We start from the raw sequence: 20,111 nt of genomic DNA, 5'->3' as shown, positions 1-20,111 counted from the left end.
GATTGTCTGGGGCGGTCGGCGGCTTGCTGGCGGAAGAGACCTTCGGTCAAGGGTGTTGTTCTTGGACCGGAGGCCGAGCCGAGTGTCGAACTTCTTCTTGCTGACTGTTGCCGCTGCCGTCGGCTTGCGATCGGCGGTGGTGTTGCTGGTGGTCGTGGCTGCGGTGTACTCGCGTCAAGCCGGGCGGCGCACTGCTGCGTTGAAGGTGCTGCGGCTCCTGTTGCACCGCAGCGAACGGCGTCAGCGGCCTGCCGTTGAGAGCGCTAGTTCCTCGACAGGTACAACACCGAGTATCAACTGACGCTGGACAACCTGTCGAGCGAGGTCCGCTGCGGGCGATGGGCTGTGCAGGAGGGCAACGCCGCAGGGCTGATCGGGCCGTAGGGTGTTGGTATGGGTGGTGTTGTGCACAAGAAGTCCTTGGTGCTCAAGGTGATCCTCGTGGTGGGCGTGGGGCTGGTGGGGGCTTGTTCGGCGGAGGGGGAGCTGCGGCGGGAGGAGGTGGTGGCGAAGTTGGTGGCAGATCCCAGGACTAAGGATGCGCCGAAGCGGGTTGTGGACTGTGTGGCGGATTGGTACATGGAGTACGCCAGCCCTGAGCAGGTGCGGGCGTTCCTGGATGGTGGGGAATTGGGGCAGGTTGGGGGTGGTGAGCGCGGGCGGGAAGTGATCACCGGGTGTCTTCGGGGCGCGGCCGACAACGGGTGACGGGACCGGCGGGTTGGTGGGGATCAACTGATCAGACCTGTTCTCCGTCAGTGGGTGCCGGTTAGTTTGGGGGTGCGGCTTCGGCGCCATCTCGACTGGGGGGATGGCGGGCCCACGGGTCTTGGGGGATCCAGTGCGTCGGTTTGCTGTAGTGGCTCGGTTCCTGGTCCTGTCCCTCGTCCTCGTCTTCCTGGCGGTGGACCTGTCGCCCGTTCCGCCGCCCACCGGGGGCGAGGTCGCGGCCGCCGCGCCGCAGGGGCCGCCGGTGCGGGTGCGGGAGGTGGTGGAGCGCAGGACCGCGGGCACCAAGGACTACCAGCTGTCCGACGGGGGCCACGAGGTCGAGCTTTCCGCTCAGCCACTGCACTTCCGGCACCAGGGCGAGTGGCGTGACGTTGACACCACCGTGCGGGGGCTGCGCAACGAGACCAACACTTTCACCTCCTCGTTCGGCACCAACACCGCCGAGCTGGCCACCTTCGGCTTCGCGGGTACCAGCGTCGGCATGGGCCTGGACGGGCCGTCGCGGGCGGCCACGGCGGTTGAGGGCGGCAACAGTGTTCGCTACAACGATGTCTTGGCTGGGGCGGAGTTGCGCTACCGCGTCACCCCGTCGGCGCTGAAAGAGGAGATCGTCCTCCAGGCCCCTCCTCGGGAGGCGGTGTACCGGTTCCGGTTGCGCCTCAACGGTGTCACCGCGCAGGCGATGCCCGATGGCTCCATCGCGTTCCACGGGCCGGACGGCGGTCCGCCGCTGTACACGATGCCGAAGCCGTTCATGACCGATGCCGCACCGGACGCCAAGTCGCCGCACGGGAAAGCCTGGAGCGACAAGGTAACCCAGACCGTGCAGCAGCGTGGTGACGACATCACCGTCACCATCGCGGCGGACCGGGGGTGGCTGGCCGATCCCGCGCGCCGCTACCCCGTGGTGATCGACCCGACCATCAAGGTCGAGCCGACCTCCACCGGCGGGCAGGACGCGCAGATCTGGTCGGACTCGCCCGATCGCGCCGATGGCGCGCTGTTCCAGCTGTCGGTGGGCACCGACGACACCGGTGTCGCGCGCAGCCTCCTCAAGTTCGACACCTCCGTGGTCCCCGCGGGCACGAACCTCACCGCGGCGAAGCTGCGGACCTACTACGACAACGAGCTCTACACCAATGCCAACGACGTCACCCTCGAAGCCCGCCGGGTCACCGCCGCGTGGGCCGAGAACACCGCTACCTGGAACAACTCCAGCACCCTGTTCGCGGAGGCCGGGCTGGACACCGCGATCAAGCGCGCCAACGTCGCGCACTCCTGGTCGGAGTGGGACGTCCGCAACATCGCCCAGTCCTGGGTCTCCGGGTCGGCGCCCAACCACGGCCTGATGGTCAAGGCCACCGACGAGACCCTGCGCCGCGGTGGGGCCGTCTACCAAGCGGGCGAGTTCGACTACAACGGTGACACTGAAAGCTTCCCCAAGCTCATACTCACCTACGGCCGCCAGGGCGCCGTGCTGCAGCCCATCACCAAGACTTACGCCACCGGCGCCGAGTTGGTCTGGACCCCCTACGCCGACCCGGACGCGGGCAACACCGCTGACGACATCGTCGAGTACCAGGTCCACCGCTCCGTTTCGCAGGTCTACACCCCGTCGGCCGCCACGCTGGTCACCGCGGTGGGCGCGCAGGCGACCCGGTTCGTCGACACCACCGCGCAGGCCACGCCGGACAACGCTCCCGACCTGGGCTGGAACGCCTACTACTACTCGGTCGTCGTCAAGACGCGCGACGGGCAGCTCATCCCGAGCGCCACGCAGCTGACCCGCACACCGAAGGCCGGTCAGGTGCGGCAGGTCTTCCGCGGCGCCGCCGACGCCACCGTGTCGGCCAACCAGGCCACCACCAACCTCGACGCCATCGGTGGCCAACCCTGGCTGATGGTCGGCAACAGCAGCGGTACCTACGGCAAGACCCGCGCGCTGCTGCGTTTCGACGGGCTCACCGCGATCCCCGCTGGCACCACTGTCGTCGACGCCGACCTGTCGGTGTGGGCCTTCTACAGCAACGGTTCCGGCGCGACCTTCGACGGCCACACCCTGAGCCGGGGTTTCGTGGAGAACCAGGTCACCTGGAACCGCGCGTCAACGGCGACCGCGTGGACGGCGGCAGGCGGCGATATCGCGGCCACCCGCTCGGACTTCGTCTCCGGCATCACCGACCGGCCGACCTGGCACATCTGGGAGAACGCGGCCATGGTGCAGGGCTGGGTCGACAACCCGGCCACCAACCACGGTTTCGCGGTGAAGCTGCGCGACGAGGCCGGTGCCCAGCAGCGGGTGTTGCTGCTCACCGACGAGGCGCCCGAGCCGCTGCTGCGCCCGACCCTCGCGGTGTCCTACCTCGGCACCCCGCCCGCGCCGCCTGCCGCGCCCACGGTGTCCTCTGTGGACTACCCGGCCGACGGTCTGCCGCACGGCGCCCCCGGTCGGGCGGGCGCGTTCACCCTCTCCCCCGGCAACGGCGTGGGCATCGCCAAGTTCGCGTACCAGCTCGACTCCGACACCAATCCCACCGAGGTCCCCGCCACCGGTCCGGTCACGGTCAACCTGACCCCCGCCGCGTCCGGCACCAGGACCCTGACCGTGCGGGCGATCACCGCGAACGGCGTGTCCTCCCCCGCGGTCGTCTATTCATTCGTCGTCGCGGAATCGCCGCGACACCGCAAGACCAAGGCCGACTTCAACGGCGACGGCAAGGACGACACCGTCACCTTCACCAGGGGCTCCGGTGGCGCCGTCTACACCTCGCTGTCGGACGGCACGAAGTTCGTGCAGGACGGCTGGCAGTGGCACGCCCGTTTCGGCGTCGACAACGAGATCCCGCTGACCGGCGACTTCACCGGCGACGGCAAGTCCGATGCCGCGACCTTCGTGCGCGGCTCGGCGGGCACCGTCTACGTCGCCCCCTCGGACGGCACCAAGTTCCTCACCACCGGCGGCGTGTGGCAGTCCACCTTCGCCACCGGCACGGACATCCCGTTGGTCGGTGACTTCAACGGTGACGGCCGCGACGACATCGCCTCGGTCGCCCGCGACACCACCGGCGCGGTCCACGTCGCGCTCTCCGACGGCACCAAGTTCGCCGCCACACCCGTCCAATGGCAGGCATCGTTCGCGCACGGCACCGAGATCCCCGCAGTGGGCGATGTCAACGGCGACGATAAAGACGACATCGTCTACTTCACCGGTGGCGAGGCAGCCGACGTCTACGTGGCACTCTCCGACGGCACGAAGTTCGCTACCACACCGCAGAAGTGGCACGACACCTTCGGCCAGGACGCCACCAAGGTCGCGCTCGGCGACACCGACGGCGACGGCAAGGACGACGTCCTCACCTTCGGCAACGGCCAGGTCAACGTGGCGCTGTCCACGGGCAGCGCGTTCGGCGCGGCCCGGCAGTGGCACAGCGGTTTCGCCGCGGGCGGTGAGCTGACCGGCGTCGGCGACTTCACCGGCGACGGCAAGTTCGACATCGTCGCCTACACCCGTGGCACCGACGGCAAAGCCTTGGTCGCCACCTCCAACGGCACGAGTTTCGGTGCCACGGCGCAGTGGCACGGCCACTTCGCGCTGGGCGCCGAACTCCCCCGGCCGAGCCTGTTCCCGGCAGGCCCCGGCACGCCCGCACCGGTGCCGCCCGCGGCGCCGCTAGTGTCCTCAACGGACTACCCGGCAGACGGCCAGCCGCACGGCGCCCCCGGCCGCCCCGGCGCGTTCACCCTGACCCCGGGCGACGCGGTCGCGATCGCCAAGTACACCTACCAGCTCGACACCGACCCGCTGCCCAGCGAGGTCGCCGCCACCGGCCCGACCACGGTGACCTTGTCCCCGACCGCGGCAGGCACCCGCACCCTGACCGTCCGATCAGTCACAGCGGGCGGGCTCGCGTCGGCACCCGCCGTGCACACCTTCGTCGTCGCGGCACCCGCGCAGGCACCCGCCGCGCCACAGGTCTCCTCGAGCGACTACCCCGCCGATGGCCAACCGCACGGCCTGCCTGGTCAGGAGGGCGTGTTCACCCTCAAGCCGGTCGGCGCCATCCCGGTCACCGGCTACCGCTGGAAGCTCGACGACGGCACGGCCACCGACGTGGCGGGCTCCGGCGAGGTGTCCGTCCGCGCCACCCCGACCACCCCGGGCCAGCACACGCTGACGGCGTGGGCGCTGGGCGCGGAGAACCTCGTGTCGGCGCCGACGACGCACACCTTCGTGGTCGCCGACCCACCGAACGGTCCCGGTGCCCCGCAGGTCGTGTCGCTGGACTACCCGGCCGGTGGCGCCCCGCACGGCGCGCCGGGCAAGGAGGGGGCGTTCACCTTCCGCCCCACCGGGTCCGTCGCCATCGCCGGGTACCGCTGGCAGCTCAACGGCGGCCAGAGCACCGAGGTGCCCGCGACCGGCAAGGCCATCGTCAAGATCACCCCGACCACCGCCGGACCGCAAACGCTGTCCGTGCGCACCTACACCGCCGCGGGCTTGGTCTCCGCTGCAGCGACCTACCAGTTCGTCGTCGCACCCGGACAGGTACCCAACGCGCCACAGGTGTCCTCTGTGGACTACCCGGCCGATGGTGTACCGCACGGCAACGCGGGCCAGGAGGGCGTGTTCACGCTCCGGCCCACCGGTGCCACCGCGATCACCGGGTTCCGATGGACGCTCGACGACGGCCCGACCACGGACGTCCCGGGCACTGGGGACACCGCAGTCCGCCTGACGCCGACGACCGGTGGCTCGCACACCCTGACCGTGTGGGCGCTCGGCCTCGGCGGCAACGCGTCCGCCCCGGCGACGTACACGTTCCTGGTCGTCGGCCCCACCCCGACGCCCTCGGCGCCGCTGGTGTCCGCCACCGACTACCCGGCCGACGGGCAGCCGCACGGCAGCCTGGGCCAGGCGGGCACCTTCACGCTGCGCACGCAGGGCAGCGTCGCCGCCGACGTCTTCCGCTACCAACTCGACACCGACGCCACGGCCACCGAGACGCCCGCGGGCACCGGCACCGCCGCCGTGTCGATCACGCCCGTCCGCTCCGGGCAACGCACGCTCACCGTGTGGGCGAAGCTGAGCTCCGGTGTGCTCTCCCCCGCCACGACGTACACGTTCGTCGTCGGTGCCCCGGCCGGGCCGCGGGAGTACTTCTACGACGCGGCGGGCCAGCTCGTGGGCGTCACCAACAACTCCGGTGAGGCCGCGGCCTACCGCTACGACGCGGCCGGGAACCTGGAGGCCACCGACCGGTACCGCACCGACACCGCCTCGGTTTTCGCGGTCGTCCCGGCGCGCGGCCCGGTCGGCGGCACCGTCGAGATCAGCGGCACCGGGTTCGCCACCCAGGCCGCGGGCAACGCCGTCACCTTCGACGGAGTAACCGCCCAGGTCACCGCCGCCTCGGCGAACCGGCTGAGCGTGGTCGTGCCCGCGGGCACTACAGCGGGCGCGGTGAAGGTGGTCGCGGGTGGCAAGACCGCGACCAGCAGAACCCCGTTCACCGTCACCCGTGGTCTGCCCGTGCCGACGCTGGCCTCGGTCTCCGCCGACCGCGCCAACCCCGGCGAGACGGTGACCATCACCGGCACCGGGTTCGACCCGGACCCGACGCACAACGTCGTGCTGTTCCACCAGACGGTGGCGCGCGTGCTGCAGGTCGGGGCCACGACGCTGACCGTGGAGGTGCCCGCCGCGGCCGCCTCCGGCAAGGTCAGCGTGCGCACCCCGGGTGGTACCGCGACCGGCACGACCGACTTCCTCATCGCGCCGCGCGGGTTCCGCACCGACAAGCTCGTCTTCGGCGGCCGCCTCCAGCTGGGCCAACCGCTGGACCTGACCATCCCGGCCGGTAAGGACGCCGTCGTGCTCATCGACGGCACCGTCGGCGAGCGCGTCCACCTGGACCTGGAGAACAACACCGTCCCGGTCCGCTCGGCGATGTGGATGTTCACCCCGCACGGCGGCGACTTCGCCCGCCGCACCATGGGCGACCCGCTCGACCTGTGGGCGGGCAGCACGCTGCGCCAGGACATCCCGGTCTTCGTCGCCAACGGCACGTACGCGATCGTCGTCGCCCCCGACGACGACGCCGCGGGCTCGGTGCGGGTGACCGCGTCGCACAACCTCACCGGCGACAAGCTCACCCGTGACGGCGCGGGCGTGCCGTTCACCGTCTCGGTCGCCGGGCAGCGCAGCGAGATGACCTTCACCGCCACCGCGGGGGAATGGCTCAGCTTCGGCCTCACCGACCTGTCGATGCCCGGCCACACCTTCGACGTGCTGGTCACCGACCCCAGCGGCCAGGGCGCGAACACCTGGAAGGCCTCGCTCAACGCCTACATCCCGACGATGGTGTTCAAGGCCAAGCAGAGCGGCACCTACAAGGTCGGCGTCACCTTCGGCGCCGGGCAGCTGGGCGCGGGCAAGGTGTGGCTCTCCGGGGTGGTCGACGCGGGCCGGGTCACCGCGGACGGACCGGGCATCCCGCTCAAGGTCAACCGGCCTGGGCAGTCGCTCAAGATCACTTTCGCCGGGGTGCGCAACGCGCCGCTGCGCTTCGCCATCACCGAGAACACGCTGCGCGAGAACGGCCGCCCCGGCTACCTCGGCGGCATCCTCAGCGAGCCCGACGACAAGCAGGTCGAGCTGCGCGTCGGCACCCAGGAGATCAAGTCGATCCCGGTGGCCAAGGACGGCGACCACAACCTGTTCCTCACCGGCTGGGAGGCGGTCGGCGCCGCGCGGGGCTGGCTCACCTCCCGCACCGAACGCGGGCAGTTGCCGCTCAACGCCCAGACCGGGGTCACCTTCGACCGACCGGGCCGGGACGTGTGGTTCGACTACGACGGTGTCGCCGGTCGCCCGCTCAAGCTGCTCTCCCGCGACCGCAGCATCCCCGGCGTGGTCACCACCCGGGTGTACCGGCCCGGCACCGGCGGGCTGCTGGCCACCGCGAACGACGGCAAGATCGATATCGGCGCGCTGCCCGAGACCGGGCGCTACCGCGTGCACCTCGACCCCGCCTACGCCACCACCGGCCAGCTGACCCTCGCGGCGAGCGAACCGGTCGACCTCGGTGTCCTGCAACCGGACGGACCGCTGGTGACCGCGAGCGCGGTCATCCCCGGCCAGACCCTGGTCGGCAAGGTCAACGGCCAGGTGGGGCAGCGGCTGAGCCTCGGTGCCACCGGGGGGTCGAGCACCCCAGTCCTGCGGGCGAAGATCACCAAGCCGGACGGGACCGTCCTGGACAACCCCGCCGCCGCGGGCGCGCCGCTCGGTGTCGACCTGACGACCCTGCCGGTGGCCGGGGAGTACACGGTCGCGGTCGAGCCGCTCGACAGCTCCAGCCAGGGCGCCACCGGCGAGCTCACCATTGCCCTGTCCACCGAGGCCGACGGCGGCAAGGTCACCATCGGCGGGCCAGCCCGCACTGCCGTGATCACCCGCGTGGCGCAGAACGCGAAGGTCACCTTCGACGGCACCGCGGGCGAGGTGCTGCAGGTCAACGCGACCCGCGACTTCCCCAGCAACCTCGGCGCCTACTACAGCCTCATCGCACCCGGCGGGACAGTCGCGCCGCGCGGCACCTGGATGAGCACCGACCAGTTCCGGCTGCCCGCGCTGGCCGAGACCGGCGTCTACACGCTGGTGTTCGACCCGGCCGGTGCCGTCGTCGGCTCGATCGGCGTCGCCATCAGCAGGCCCGCCACCGCGGCGGCGGCCCCGGCCGGACCGGTGCTGGACCCGCCGACCCCGATCACACCGCAGTGCGTGCCCGGTGACCCGGTGCCGCCGACGGCCAAGGTCGCCAGGGCCCAGGGCAGCACCGAACCCGACCCCCAGCCGCTACCGCAGCCGCCCGCGTCCACCTGCGCCTGGCAGCCCGACGCCGCCAACCTCGACGGCGCCGACTGGAGCACCCGCTACGACCCGGCCCCCGGCCGGGAGCGGCCGCTGGAGTTCGACCTCGGCTTCACCGGCTTGGTCGGCAAGGTCCAGTCCACCGGCGGCCAGCCGCTGGCCGGCGTGCGGGTCAGCGTGGGCGACCGGCGGGCCACCACCGACGCCAAGGGCGCCTTCGTGCTGGCCGACCTGCCCGGCGGGCACGTCGCGGTCCGCGTCGACGGCACCAGCAACCAGACCGGGCGCAGGCACGCCGCCTTCGACATCGGCGTCGACCTGAAGCCCGGCAAGGTGCTCGTGCTGCCGCACACCGTGTTCCTGCCCGAGGTCGACGCCGCGAGCACCGTGCGCGTCGCCAGCCCGACCACGGCCGAGACCGTGCTGACCACGAAGGCCATCCCCGGCCTCGAGGTGCGGCTGCCCGCGGGCACGGTCGTGCGCGACGCCGAGGGCACCGTGGCCACCGAGCTGAGCCTGACCCCGATCCCGATCGACCGGCCGCCGTTCCCGCTGCCGCCGACCAAGGTCCCGGTCTACTTCACCGTCCAGCCCGGCGGCAGCTACCTGTTCCCCGAGGGCGCGCGGATCATCTACCCCAACTACACCAAGGAAGCGCCGGGCACCCGCACCGAGTTCTGGAACTACGACCCGGACGGCAAGGGCTGGCACGTCTACGGCCACGGCACCGTTTCCGCCGACGGCAAGCAGATCGTGCCCGACCCGAGCGTGCGGTTCTACCGCCTCACCGGCGCCATGACCGCCGTCCCCGGCATGAACCCGCCGCTGCTGGCCCCGCGCGCCAACGGCATGCGCGTGGGCGACCCCGTCGACCCGTCGACCGGCCTGCTCGTCGACGAGGCCACCGACCTGGTCGTCGACGACATCGCGCCGATCGAGATCAAGCGCACCTACCAGCAGGGCGACCAGGACATCCGCGCCTTCGGTGTGGGCACCAGCATCAACTACGGCGAGTACCCGTGGTCCCCAGGTGTGATCGGCCAGTTTACCTTCCAGGAGTTCGACCTCGTCCAACCCGACGGCAGCCGCATCCACTACCGGCGCACCAGCCCGGGCGAGGACTACGCGGGCGCGGTCTTCAAGGCCGACCCGACACCCACCAAATACGACGGCTCCACCGTGCGCTGGGTCGACAGCGGCTGGGACGTGTCGCTGCGCGACGGCACCACCATCGTCATCGGTGAGGAGGCACCGGTCCAGGAGGTCAGGGACAAGTTCGGCAACACGACCACCATCACCCGCGCCATCGCCCCACCGGGCACCGACGGCAAGGTGCGCGCCAACGGCCCGATCACCCAGATCACCTCGCCCAGCGGCCGCTGGGTCCGGTTCGCCTACGACCAGGCCAACCCACCGCGCGTCGCCGCGGTCGAAGACAACATCGGCCGCCGGGTCTCCTACACCTACCTGTCGACCGGCCACCTGGAGACCGTCACCGACGTGCGCGGCGGGATCACCCGCTACGGCTGGGAGAACGGCCGCCTCAAGAGCATCACCGACGCCCGCGGCACCCGGTACCTGCTCAACACCTACGACGAGAAGGGCCGGGTCAAGACGCAGACCGCCGCCGACAACGGCGTCACCACCTTCGACTACGTCGAGTCCGGCAACGCCATCGTCGAGACCCGCGTCACCGACCCGCTCAACCACGTCCGCCGGTTCACCTTCAACGCCCAGGGCTCCGTCCTCACCGACACCTCGGCCCACGGCACCCCGATCGCGTCGACCACGACCAACGAGTACGAGCCCAACGGCGTCCGCCTCACCGCCTCCACCGACTCGCTCGGCCGCCGGACGACCCTGGCTTACAACGCCGTCGGGCAGATCAACGAGAAGACCCAGCTCGCAGGCACCCCGCGGGCGCGCACGGAGCGGCTCGAGTACAACGGGCCCTTCGCCCAGCTGAGCAAGTACACCGACAGCTACGGCAAGGACACGGTCCACCAGTACGACACCCGCGGCGCGCTCAAGTCCACAACGGACCAGGCCAACCGCACGACGACCTACCAGACCAACGCGAGCGGGCTGGTCACCAGGATCACCGACCCGGCGGGCAAGTACACCACCGCCGAGTTCGCGGGCGCCGACGAAGTCCTGACGACGGACGCGCTGCGCCGGGAGAGCCGCGCGTACTACGACGCGATCGGTCGGAAGGTGGCCGCGGTCGACCCGCGCGGCACGGTCAGCGAGATCTCCTACACCCCGACCGGGCAGATCGCGGGCACGGTCGACCCCCTCGGCCGGGCGATGTCCTACGAGTACGACCCCAACGGCAACCAGACACTGGTCGTCGACCCGCGCGGTGGTCGCACCGGCTACCGGTTCGACGCGTTCGACCGCGTCGACCGGGTCACCGACCCGCTCGGCCGGTCCGACTTGGCGGAGTACGACGCCAACGGCGGCCTCAAGCGCTACACCAGCAGGCGCGGCGTGCTCACCAGCTACACCTACGACGAGTTGGGGCGCCGCAAGGAATTGCGCTACGGCACCGAGGGTGTCGTCACCTACACCTACGACTCGGCCGACAGGATACGCCGCGCCGAGGACTCCGTCACCGGGGTGCAGACCACCGACTACGACGACTTCGACCGGATCACGACCGAGACAACCCCGCAGGGCACGGTCACCTACGCCTACGACACCTCCGGGCGCGACCGCACGATGACCGTGCCGGGCAAGCCGGTGGTGCGCCACGTCTACGACGCGGTGGGCGCGCTGACGGAGGTCCAGCAGGGCGGTACGGCGGTCACCACCGTCAGCCGCGACGCGGTCGGCCGTGCACTGCGGGTCGGCGCCCAGGGCGGTGGTGTGTCGCAGACCTACGCCTACGACGACGCGGGACAGGTCACCACGCTCACCTACCGCTCGGGCACAACGGTTCTCGGTGACCTGAACTACGAGTACGACCGCGCCGGTAGGCAAGCGCGCACCACGGGCAGCCACTCGCGGACGGTTCTGCCGGAAGCCTTCGGGCCCGCGGCCTACGACCTGGCCAACCGCACGAGCAGCGTCAACGGCAAGGTGGTCGGCCACGACCTGGACGGCAACCTCGTCTCCGATGGCCAGGCCAGCTACACCTGGAACTCGAAGGGCCAGCTGGCAAGCGTGTCCGCGCCCGGGGTGAACGCGGGCTTCACCTACGGTCCGGACGGCCGCAGGCAGGGGCGCACGGTCAACGGTCAGACCACCGGCTATCTCTACGACGGGCAGAACCCGTTGCAGGAGAAGGTAAACGGTTCAGTCACCGCGACCATGACCGCGACGGGCGTGGACGGCTTCCACCTCAGGGAGTCCGGTGGCACGACGCGCCGGTACCTGACCGACGCGCGCGGTAGCACCGTCAGCCTCGTCGATGGGGCGGGCGCGGGCGCGTCCTACAGCTACGAGCCCTTCGGCCGCACCTACGTGACGGGCTCCGACGCGGGCAACCCGCACCGCTTCACCGGGCGCGAGGACGACGCCACCGGCCTGTACTACTACCGGGCCCGCTACTACAGCCCGGTCCTGCAGCGGTTCATCAGCGAGGACCCGATCGGTTTCGACGGCGGCACCAACCTCTACGGCTACGTCGCCAACGACCCGGCGGACCTGGCCGACCCGATGGGCACCAAGCCGACCTCGGCGGGCAACTGCTACGGCAACAGCTTCACCCCCGACACGCAGGTGGTGCTGGCCGACGGCTCCAGCAAGGCCATCGGCGAGGTCGAACTCGGCGACCGGGTCCTGGCGACCGACCCGGCCACGGGCCGCACCGACGGACGCCCGGTCACCGCGACCATCGTCGGCGACGGGCAGAAGGACCTGGTCGACATCTCCGTCGACACCAACGCCGACGGCCGCGCCGACGCCTCGGTCACCGCGACCTCGGGGCACCCGTTCTGGATCGCGCCGGGAACCTGGGTAGAGGCGGGCAAGCTCCACGTCGGGGCACTGCTGCGCACCTCGGCGGGCACTTACGTCCAGGTCGTCGCGGTGGCCCAGCGCAGCCAGGCGCAACGGGTGCACAACCTCACCGTCGACGGTCCGCACACCTACTACGTGCTCGCCGGGACCACCCCGGTCCTGGTCCACAACTGCCAGTACTCCGACCGGGCGGCGCAGATCCACGCGGCGGAGCGCAGCCAGATCGTGCGCGAGCGGTACAGCACGGTCGCGGTGGTACGGGTGATGACGCCCAACGGCCCGCGCGACCTGATCGCGGGCAGCGGTCGCGGCCTGACCAAGGACCAGCTCGCGGTTCCCCTGCGCCCGGGCGAGGTCCACGTGCCCAACATCCCCGGCACGCACGCCGAGCAGAACGCCTTCCTGTTCGCCAACAAGCAAGGGTGGACCCCGATCGCGGGCGGCACCTCCCGTAACGTCTGCCTCGAGGTCTGCGCCCCCTGGATCCGAGGCAGCGGTGGCCAGATGACCGGCCCCATCTATCCGGCCGGACCGAAGCCGACAACCCGCAGGAGGAGCTTCATATGGCCGCAGACGTGAGCGCGCAGCTGGTGACGCGCGGGCCCACCGAGGTGGCGGCGTTCGTGGCGGGGTGCGCGGAGCGGGTGGCCCAACTGTTCACCGGCCTGCGCGGGGATGACCCGGAACGCGCCGACGACGTGGACACCTACCTGCGCGGACTGGACTTGCTGTGGGACGTGAGTGCGCCGAGCACGGAGTTCGACGAGGTGGCCGCCGCGATGGCGCGGTGGCCGGAGCTGGACACCGAGCAGGAACCACTGGTCGAGGACGACGACATCGACTCCTTCTACGCCGTCCTGGCGCTGTGGCACGCGGTGTCGTACCGGACCGGCGGGGACGTGGCGGAGGCGCAGGCGTGCGCCCACGCGGTGTGGACGGCAATGGGGTTGCTCGACGAGAACCTGCCTGATTCGGCGCTGGCCGAGGCCGAGTTGGAGCAACAGCGGCAGGCGCTCGCGAACACCGTCAGCCCGCCGGAACTGCTCCGGCGGCGCGCCGAGGACCAGCGGGTGTCCCGGGAGCGGCTGCTCGTCGCGCACGGCTCCTGAGGGGTTGCCGGTGGTGCGCGAGCTGGAGGTAGGCGAGCGGGTGGCGTGATCGTCGTGCCGTAGCGACGCGGTTCGACCGGACGACTGGGGGAAGTGGCAGTGACGATCAGGTGGCGGAGTCTGGCCGTTGTGGCCGCGGTGCTCGCGGCCGGGGTGGTGACCACGACGCAGGCGGCAGCGGCCGCCGAAGGCGTGGTGCACAAGGCCGCGGGCGCGCAAGCCGTGCCGGGCAAGTACATCGTGGCGCTCAAGCCGGACCAGCGCGGCGCGGCGAAAGCGTTGGTGGGCAAGCACGGCGGTCGGGTGGATCGGGCGTACCGGGCCGCTCTCAACGGGTTCGCCATGACCGCGACCGAGGAGCAGGCGAAGCGGCTGGCCGCGGACCCCCGGGTCGCGCGGGTCGAGGCCGACGTCGTCGTGCGCGCGTCGGGCAATCAAGTGCTGCCGCCCTGGGACCTCGACCGGATCGATCAACGGGACACGGTGCTCAACGACAGCTACCGCTACCACGACACGGCCGGGGCGGGCGTGACCGCCTACGTCCTCGACACCGGTGTGCGCACCACGCACAGCGAGTTCGAGGGCCGGGCCAGCATCGGCTTCGACGCGGTCGACGACGGCTGGAACGGCGGCGACTGCAGCATCAACGGCCACGGCACGCACGTGGCGGGCACCATCGCGGGCAAGACCTACGGCGTGGCCAAGAAGGCGAAGATCGTCTCCGTCCGGGTGCTCGGCTGCGAGGACTTCGGCACCACCAGCCAGGTCGTCGCGGGCGTCGACTGGGTGACCGCCAACGGGCAGGCGCCCGCCGTGGTCAACATGAGCCTCGGCGGTGGCGTCTCGGAACTGCAGGATTCCGCGGTCACCAAGTCCATCAGCACCGGGTTCAGCTACGCGCTCGCCGCGGGCAACGACGACCGCAACGCCTGCGACGTCAGTCCCGCCCGCACGCCGCGCGCGATCACCGTCGGCGCCAGCAACCCGGTCGACGAGCGCGCCGAGTGGCGCACCCCGGGCAGTAGCATCACCCGCGCGTCCAACTACGGCCCGTGCCTCGACCTGTTCGCGCCCGGTGAAGCAATCAAGTCCGCGCACAACGCCACCGACAACGCCACGGTGACCCTGTTCGGCACCTCGATGGCGGCGCCGCACGTGGCTGGCGCGGCGGCGTTGCTGCTGTCGGAGTCGCCGAACTTGGAGCCGGACCAGGTGACCGCCGCGATCGTCAACAACGCCACCGCCGGTGCGCTCAAGCCGGACACGCTCAAGCCGGGTTCGCCCAACAGGTTGCTGCACACCTCGCCGCCGCCGCGTGGGCAGTGCGTCCTCGGTGACAGCACCCGGCGCCCGATCCCGGATCTGGGCAGCGTCGAGGCGACCCTGGATGTGACCGCGTGCGACCGCGCCGTGTCCAGCACCGCCCGCGTCGCCGTGCGGGCGCAGCACCCCTGCCGCGGTGACCTGGCGGTGCGCCTGATCGCGCCCAACGGGGCCGAGCGGGTGCTCAAGTCGCCGGACAGCGGGGACTCAGTCGCCGACCTCGACCAGACCTTCCCGATCGGCGACCTGACGGCGGTGGACGCCAACGGCAAGTGGAAGCTGGTCGTGCAGGACAGCTTCGGGTTCGACGAGGGCGCGTTGCTGGGTTGGACGCTGACCTTGGCCGATCCGCGACCGGCGCCACCGGTCGTGTCGTCGACGGTCTACCCCGCCGACGGTCAGCCGCACGGTGGGATCGGTGTGCCGGGCACGTTCACCCTCCGGGCGGGCGACGCCGTGCCGGTCGTCAAGTACGCCTACCAACTCGACACGGCGGCGCCCATCGAGGTGGCGGGCAGCGAGGCCACGGTGACCGTCACCCCGACGGCGGGTGGTCGCCGAGCCTTGACGGTGCGGGCGTACACCGCCGCGGGTGACCCGTCAGCCGCGACGCGGTACGACTTCCTGGTCACCGAGCCCGCACCGCAGGCACCGGTAGTGTCCTCTTCGGACTACCCGGCGGATGGGCACCCGAACGGCGTGGCGGGCGGTGCGGGCACGTTCTCGTTCCGGCCCGGGGGTGCGGGGCAGGTGACTCGCTACACCTACCAGCTCGACACCGACGGCCAGCCCAAGGAGGTTGTGGGCAGCGGCGAGGTCAAGGTGAGCATCGCCCCGGGTGCGGGGTCACGCACGCTGACGGTCCGCTCGTACAACGGGCTGACCGCCTCACCGCCGACGACCCACTTCTTCGTCGTCGCGGGTCCGGCTGACATCGTCGAAGCGGGCGACCTCACGATCGACGGCGTGGGGATCACGGCGACCGCGGCGGCTGACAAGTCCGTGCGCCTGAGGTACACCGCCGCGGCAGGCGACCGGCTGGGGATCGGCTTGGACGACAACACTTTCAACGCGGCGACACGGGTGTGGGTGACGGACCCGGCGGGGCGCGCGTTCAGCGTCGAGCCCAACCAGGAGCCGTCGTACGCGGCCACGGGAGCCGGGCGCTCGATCCCGTTGCCGATCGCCACTTCCGCTGGGACGTACCAGATCGTGGTCGATCCTGACGGTTCCGGGGCAGGCTCGGCCACGGTTTCGGTATCGCGCGCGGCAGCGGGCACCACTGACACCGCTGCTCCGGGCCACGCCTTCTCATTCTCGTCGGCGGGCAAGTTCGCCGACGTGACGTTCGACGCGGCCGCGAAAGCCTGGTACAACATCGGTTTCACCGACCTGACCGGATCTACGGCGCCCCGCTCGATCGACGTCTTCGACGCGGACGGCACGCGGGTTGGCCAGACTCTGCTGCTCAACGGCGTGGGCCGGTTCCAGGCGCAGGTAGCGGGCCGCCACCGCATCCTGGTGGGCGTGCACTCCGGTCAAGCGGCCGCGGGCAAGGTGTGGTTGTCCAACGAGTTCCTCGGTGGCCAGCTCACCACCGGCACCACAGGCAGGCTCGCTTCCCTCCCGCGGCCGGGGCAGCAGGGTCGGTTCACCTTCACCGGCACCGCCGGGCAGCGGTTGAGCTTGGCGTACACCACCGTTTCGCTCGGCGCGGGCACACCGGGCGGGTACGTCATCGACCCCACTGGCGCCGTGATCACCCCGACTGGCCTCGGCGCGACCACGGCAATGCCGAGGCTGACGCTTACGGGTGCCTATGAGGTGGTCGTCAACGGTGGCTCCGGGACGGGGTCGTTCGCTGTGTGGCTGTCGCAGGAAACCGCGGGCGGTGCGATCACGACCACCGGCTCCGGACGCACAGCCAGCGCGGGTAGGCCGGGGCAGCGCACCAGGTTCACCTTCACGGGCACGGCAGGGCAACGGCTCAACGTCGGGTTCACCAACCCGGGAGCCGGAATCGACGGTCAGCACGTGCAGCTTGTTCGTCCAGATGGGACGGTCAGCGAACTGGTGTCGGTCGGTGCGCCGGGGAGTCTGCAACTGGAAGTGCTGCCCGCGACCGGGACGTACGAGCTTGCGGTGAACCCCGCGAGTGCGGTCACCGGGTCGGTGCTCACGACGCTGTCGACACCTGTAGACGGCGGCCTGGTCACTATCGGCGGTGCGGCGGTGAACCTGTCGGTGACCCGGGCGGGACAGGACGGGCAGGTGTCGTTCAGCGGGGTCGTGGGCGACAGGTTGCGGGTGACGTTCGCGAACAACACCTTCGCGAACAAGACCTTCGCGCTGACTGTCCTGCGGCCGGACGGCACCCGGTTGGTCGACCGCGTAGTACGGACCGACCTGACCCCGTACGACCTGCCGGAACTGGCCGTGGCCGGGAGCTACGTGGTCATCGTCGACCCGGCGGTGGCGGGGACCGGCGCGATGGCGGTCGGGGTGGCGCGAACACCGTGACCGTGGACAGGCGGTCGTTCCTGGCCGCGGTCGGCACCTTGGGCGTCGCGAGCTGCGCGGCTCCCGAGGTTGCCGCGCACCCGCCGGTGTCCTCGGCCCCGCACACCGCGCTGCACGCCTTCGACGTCACCGCTCGCGACCGGGCAGGCCTCGCCACCGCGCTAGAGGCCGCCCGGTCGCTCCCAGGTGCCGCCGTGTCCGTCGGCGCCTCGCTGTTCGATGCCCGCTTCGGCCTGACCCGCCCCCGCCTCCTGACCCCCATGCCCGCCTTCCGAAACGACGTCCTCGACCCGGCCTGGTGCCACGGCGATGTGCTCGTCCAACTGACGGCCGACCACCCGGTCGGAACCGTGCCCGACATCCCCGACCTCACCCCGCGCTGGCAGATGACCGCCGCCCGCCACGACCGGAACCTGTTCGGCTTCAAGGAAGGCACCGCCAACCCCGCGGACCCCGACCCGCACATCCGGATCCACCCCGAGGACCCCGAACCCCCCTGGACCGTGGGCGGCAGCTACCAGGTGGTCCGCTTGATCCGCCTCGCCATGCCCATCTGGAACGCCGACTCCGTTCCTGCCCAGGAACGCGTCTTCGGCCGCCACAAAGCCACCGGCGCCCCCCTCGGCCAACAAGGCGAGCACGACCTCCCGAACTACCCCGCCGACCCCCACGGCAGCACGATCCCCTTCGACTCCCACATCCGCCGGGCCAACCAAGCAGCCACCCCCATCCTCCGCCGCGGCTACACCTACCGCCTCACCCCGGACAACGAAGGCCACGTCTTCATCTGCTACCAACGAGACCTGGTCAAAGGCTTCGCCACCATCCAGTCCCGCCTGGCAGGCGAAGCCCTGGAGCGCTACACCCTCCCCTTCGGCGGCGGCTACTTCTTCCTCCTCCCCGCATCCGACCCGCGACAGACCTTGCTGGCCTAGGCGGCCTTCGGTCCCTCGCGCTGTCGCACCCTGCCGATCGAGGTGTTCGGGGAGTTGTGCGGCTACTCAGACGATCTCCACGAGGGCGGCGGATTGGACGATGCCCACGCCCTCGCTGTAGATGATGGCCAGGTCGCCGGAGGTGAGCTCGCCGGAGGTGGTCGCGAAGTGGAAAGAGGCGATGGGGTCCGCTCCGCCTAGATGGCCGATCTCCAGTCCTCGCTCGATGCTGGATTGCGCGGGCTCGAGCTTGTCGAGGTAGGGCAGGTACTCCTGGTCCAGCACTTGGCGGCCCTTGAAGGGGAGTACGACGCGGGATATCCGCTTGCGTTCGATGCCTGCGTGGGCCAACACCCGCTCGATCACGACGCGGATTCCGGTTCCGCGCATCTTCCAGGCTTCTTCGCGGGAGATGGCGGATGTCGTGTAGAAGGCGCGGGAGCGGTCGGTGAGGGTGACCGGCAGGCTCGCGCCGTGACCGAACACGCGCGGGCCGCGGTGGACCCCTTCCAGGCTGGGCTGGGTGTACGTCGTCGCCGCGAGCAGGCGGGCGGTTCCGTGGTCCTTGGCGAGGACCAGGGCGGCTCCGCCGTCTCCGAACGGCGCGTCCGGGTCCACTGTCCAACGGTCGATGACCTCGGCCGGTTGCCAACTCTCGGCGGCGCTGATCAGTGCGGCCGGGTTCTCGTCGTCGCAGCTGAGGTGTGCGGCGGCCCAGCGGAGCCCGGTCATGACGCCGTCGCAGCCGTTCATCAGTTGCGCGACGTCGCGGAATCCGCCTCGGCCGAGTTCCCGTTCAAGCCATGACGCGGGGTTCGACATGCGGGGGGACGGGTCCAGGACGGAGGTGTGGACGAAGAGTCCGACGTCGTCGAAGTCGTACCCCGAGTTGGCGAGAGCGGACCTGGCCGCTCGGGCGGCGAACGCGCCCGGAGGTTCGTCCGCCGGGGCAACGGTGACGGAACGCTGTTCGGTGCGCTCGGCGAGTTTCGCCGGGTAATCGCCGTTGGCCACTGCTCGCGACACCGGGATGGCGGGCGGGAAATCTACAGCGGTTGCCGCGATGAACACATTCCCCCAACGTGCCACGATGGCCTCCGTTCATATTGCCGTGACCAGGTCCGCTTTGCTTGTCTGGCCTGAGGAATTCCCCACGACCGTAGCAGAGGTAACGCACACGCGGCAGCCGTTGCCTCGGCGCGCGATTGGGCTGGGCGCCCAGTGCGGCAGCTTTTCGCGTCAGCACGAGAATCATGTTTGACTCGTCCCAGAACGAGGTACTGGGCGTCTGGCATTCTTTCGATAATCGAGTCATTCCAAGTCCGCACGCCGCCAACTTCCGCACCCGTTTGACCACGCAGTGAAGCCGTGCTTTCATCGATGAAGGCCATTGAGTGCCGCGAACCAAACATTCAGCCAGCGAACTGGGTACCCGACGCGACCAACAACGCGAAATGGATTCCCGTTCTGCCGGGTTGTTTCAAACGAAGCCTGGGTACAGATAAATCTCACTGGGGGATTTGTGTCCGACGCCGACGGCGCCACGACATCGCCAGCACGGTTGATGCCCGCGGTTGCGCCCGCGAGACGTTCAACCGCCGGTTCTCGGCGGTTGAACATGCCCCTGGTGGCGCGACTCAGCACCGATCCCGAGCG

The 20,111-nt window shown here is 70.6% G+C and carries 6 protein-coding genes; 5 read left to right on the top strand and 1 reads right to left on the bottom strand.

Annotated features, from left to right (window positions below; genetic code table 11):
- Positions 1-393 precede the first annotated feature (393 nt).
- The 5 genes from LV75_RS01965 to LV75_RS01945 all read left to right on the top strand — a co-directional run bounded on the left by LV75_RS01965 (position 394) and on the right by LV75_RS01945 (position 18,455).
- On the top strand, positions 394-708 hold the full coding sequence (locus tag LV75_RS01965; protein WP_253884829.1) for a hypothetical protein: 315 nt from the start codon (positions 394-396) through the stop codon (positions 706-708).
- 151 nt (positions 709-859) lie between these two features.
- Positions 860-13,147 (top strand): DNRLRE domain-containing protein, encoded by a 12,288-nt coding sequence (locus LV75_RS01960; RefSeq protein ID WP_253884828.1) that lies wholly within the window; start codon positions 860-862, stop codon positions 13,145-13,147.
- Positions 13,132-13,677 (top strand): hypothetical protein, encoded by a 546-nt coding sequence (locus LV75_RS01955; protein WP_253884827.1) that lies wholly within the window; start codon positions 13,132-13,134, stop codon positions 13,675-13,677. The genes LV75_RS01960 and LV75_RS01955 overlap by 16 nt, the downstream gene beginning before the upstream one ends.
- Positions 13,678-13,776: 99 nt before the next feature.
- On the top strand, positions 13,777-17,520 hold the full coding sequence (locus LV75_RS01950) for a S8 family peptidase (protein WP_253884826.1): 3,744 nt from the start codon (positions 13,777-13,779) through the stop codon (positions 17,518-17,520).
- Positions 17,517-18,455 (top strand): Dyp-type peroxidase, encoded by a 939-nt coding sequence (locus tag LV75_RS01945; protein ID WP_253884825.1) that lies wholly within the window; start codon positions 17,517-17,519, stop codon positions 18,453-18,455. Before LV75_RS01950 ends, LV75_RS01945 begins: the two co-directional genes overlap by 4 nt.
- A 66-nt stretch (positions 18,456-18,521) precedes the next feature.
- Here LV75_RS01945 and LV75_RS01940 read toward each other — a convergent pair whose 3' ends face one another.
- Complete coding sequence (locus tag LV75_RS01940) at positions 18,522-19,544, bottom strand: hypothetical protein (protein ID WP_253884824.1); 1,023 nt, start codon at positions 19,542-19,544, stop codon at positions 18,522-18,524.
- Between the last annotated feature and the right edge of the window lie 567 nt (positions 19,545-20,111).

Source organism: Actinokineospora diospyrosa, assembly GCF_024171925.1.
GTDB lineage: Bacteria > Actinomycetota > Actinomycetes > Mycobacteriales > Pseudonocardiaceae > Actinokineospora > Actinokineospora diospyrosa.
This window is presented reverse-complemented; position numbering and strand designations above follow the sequence as displayed.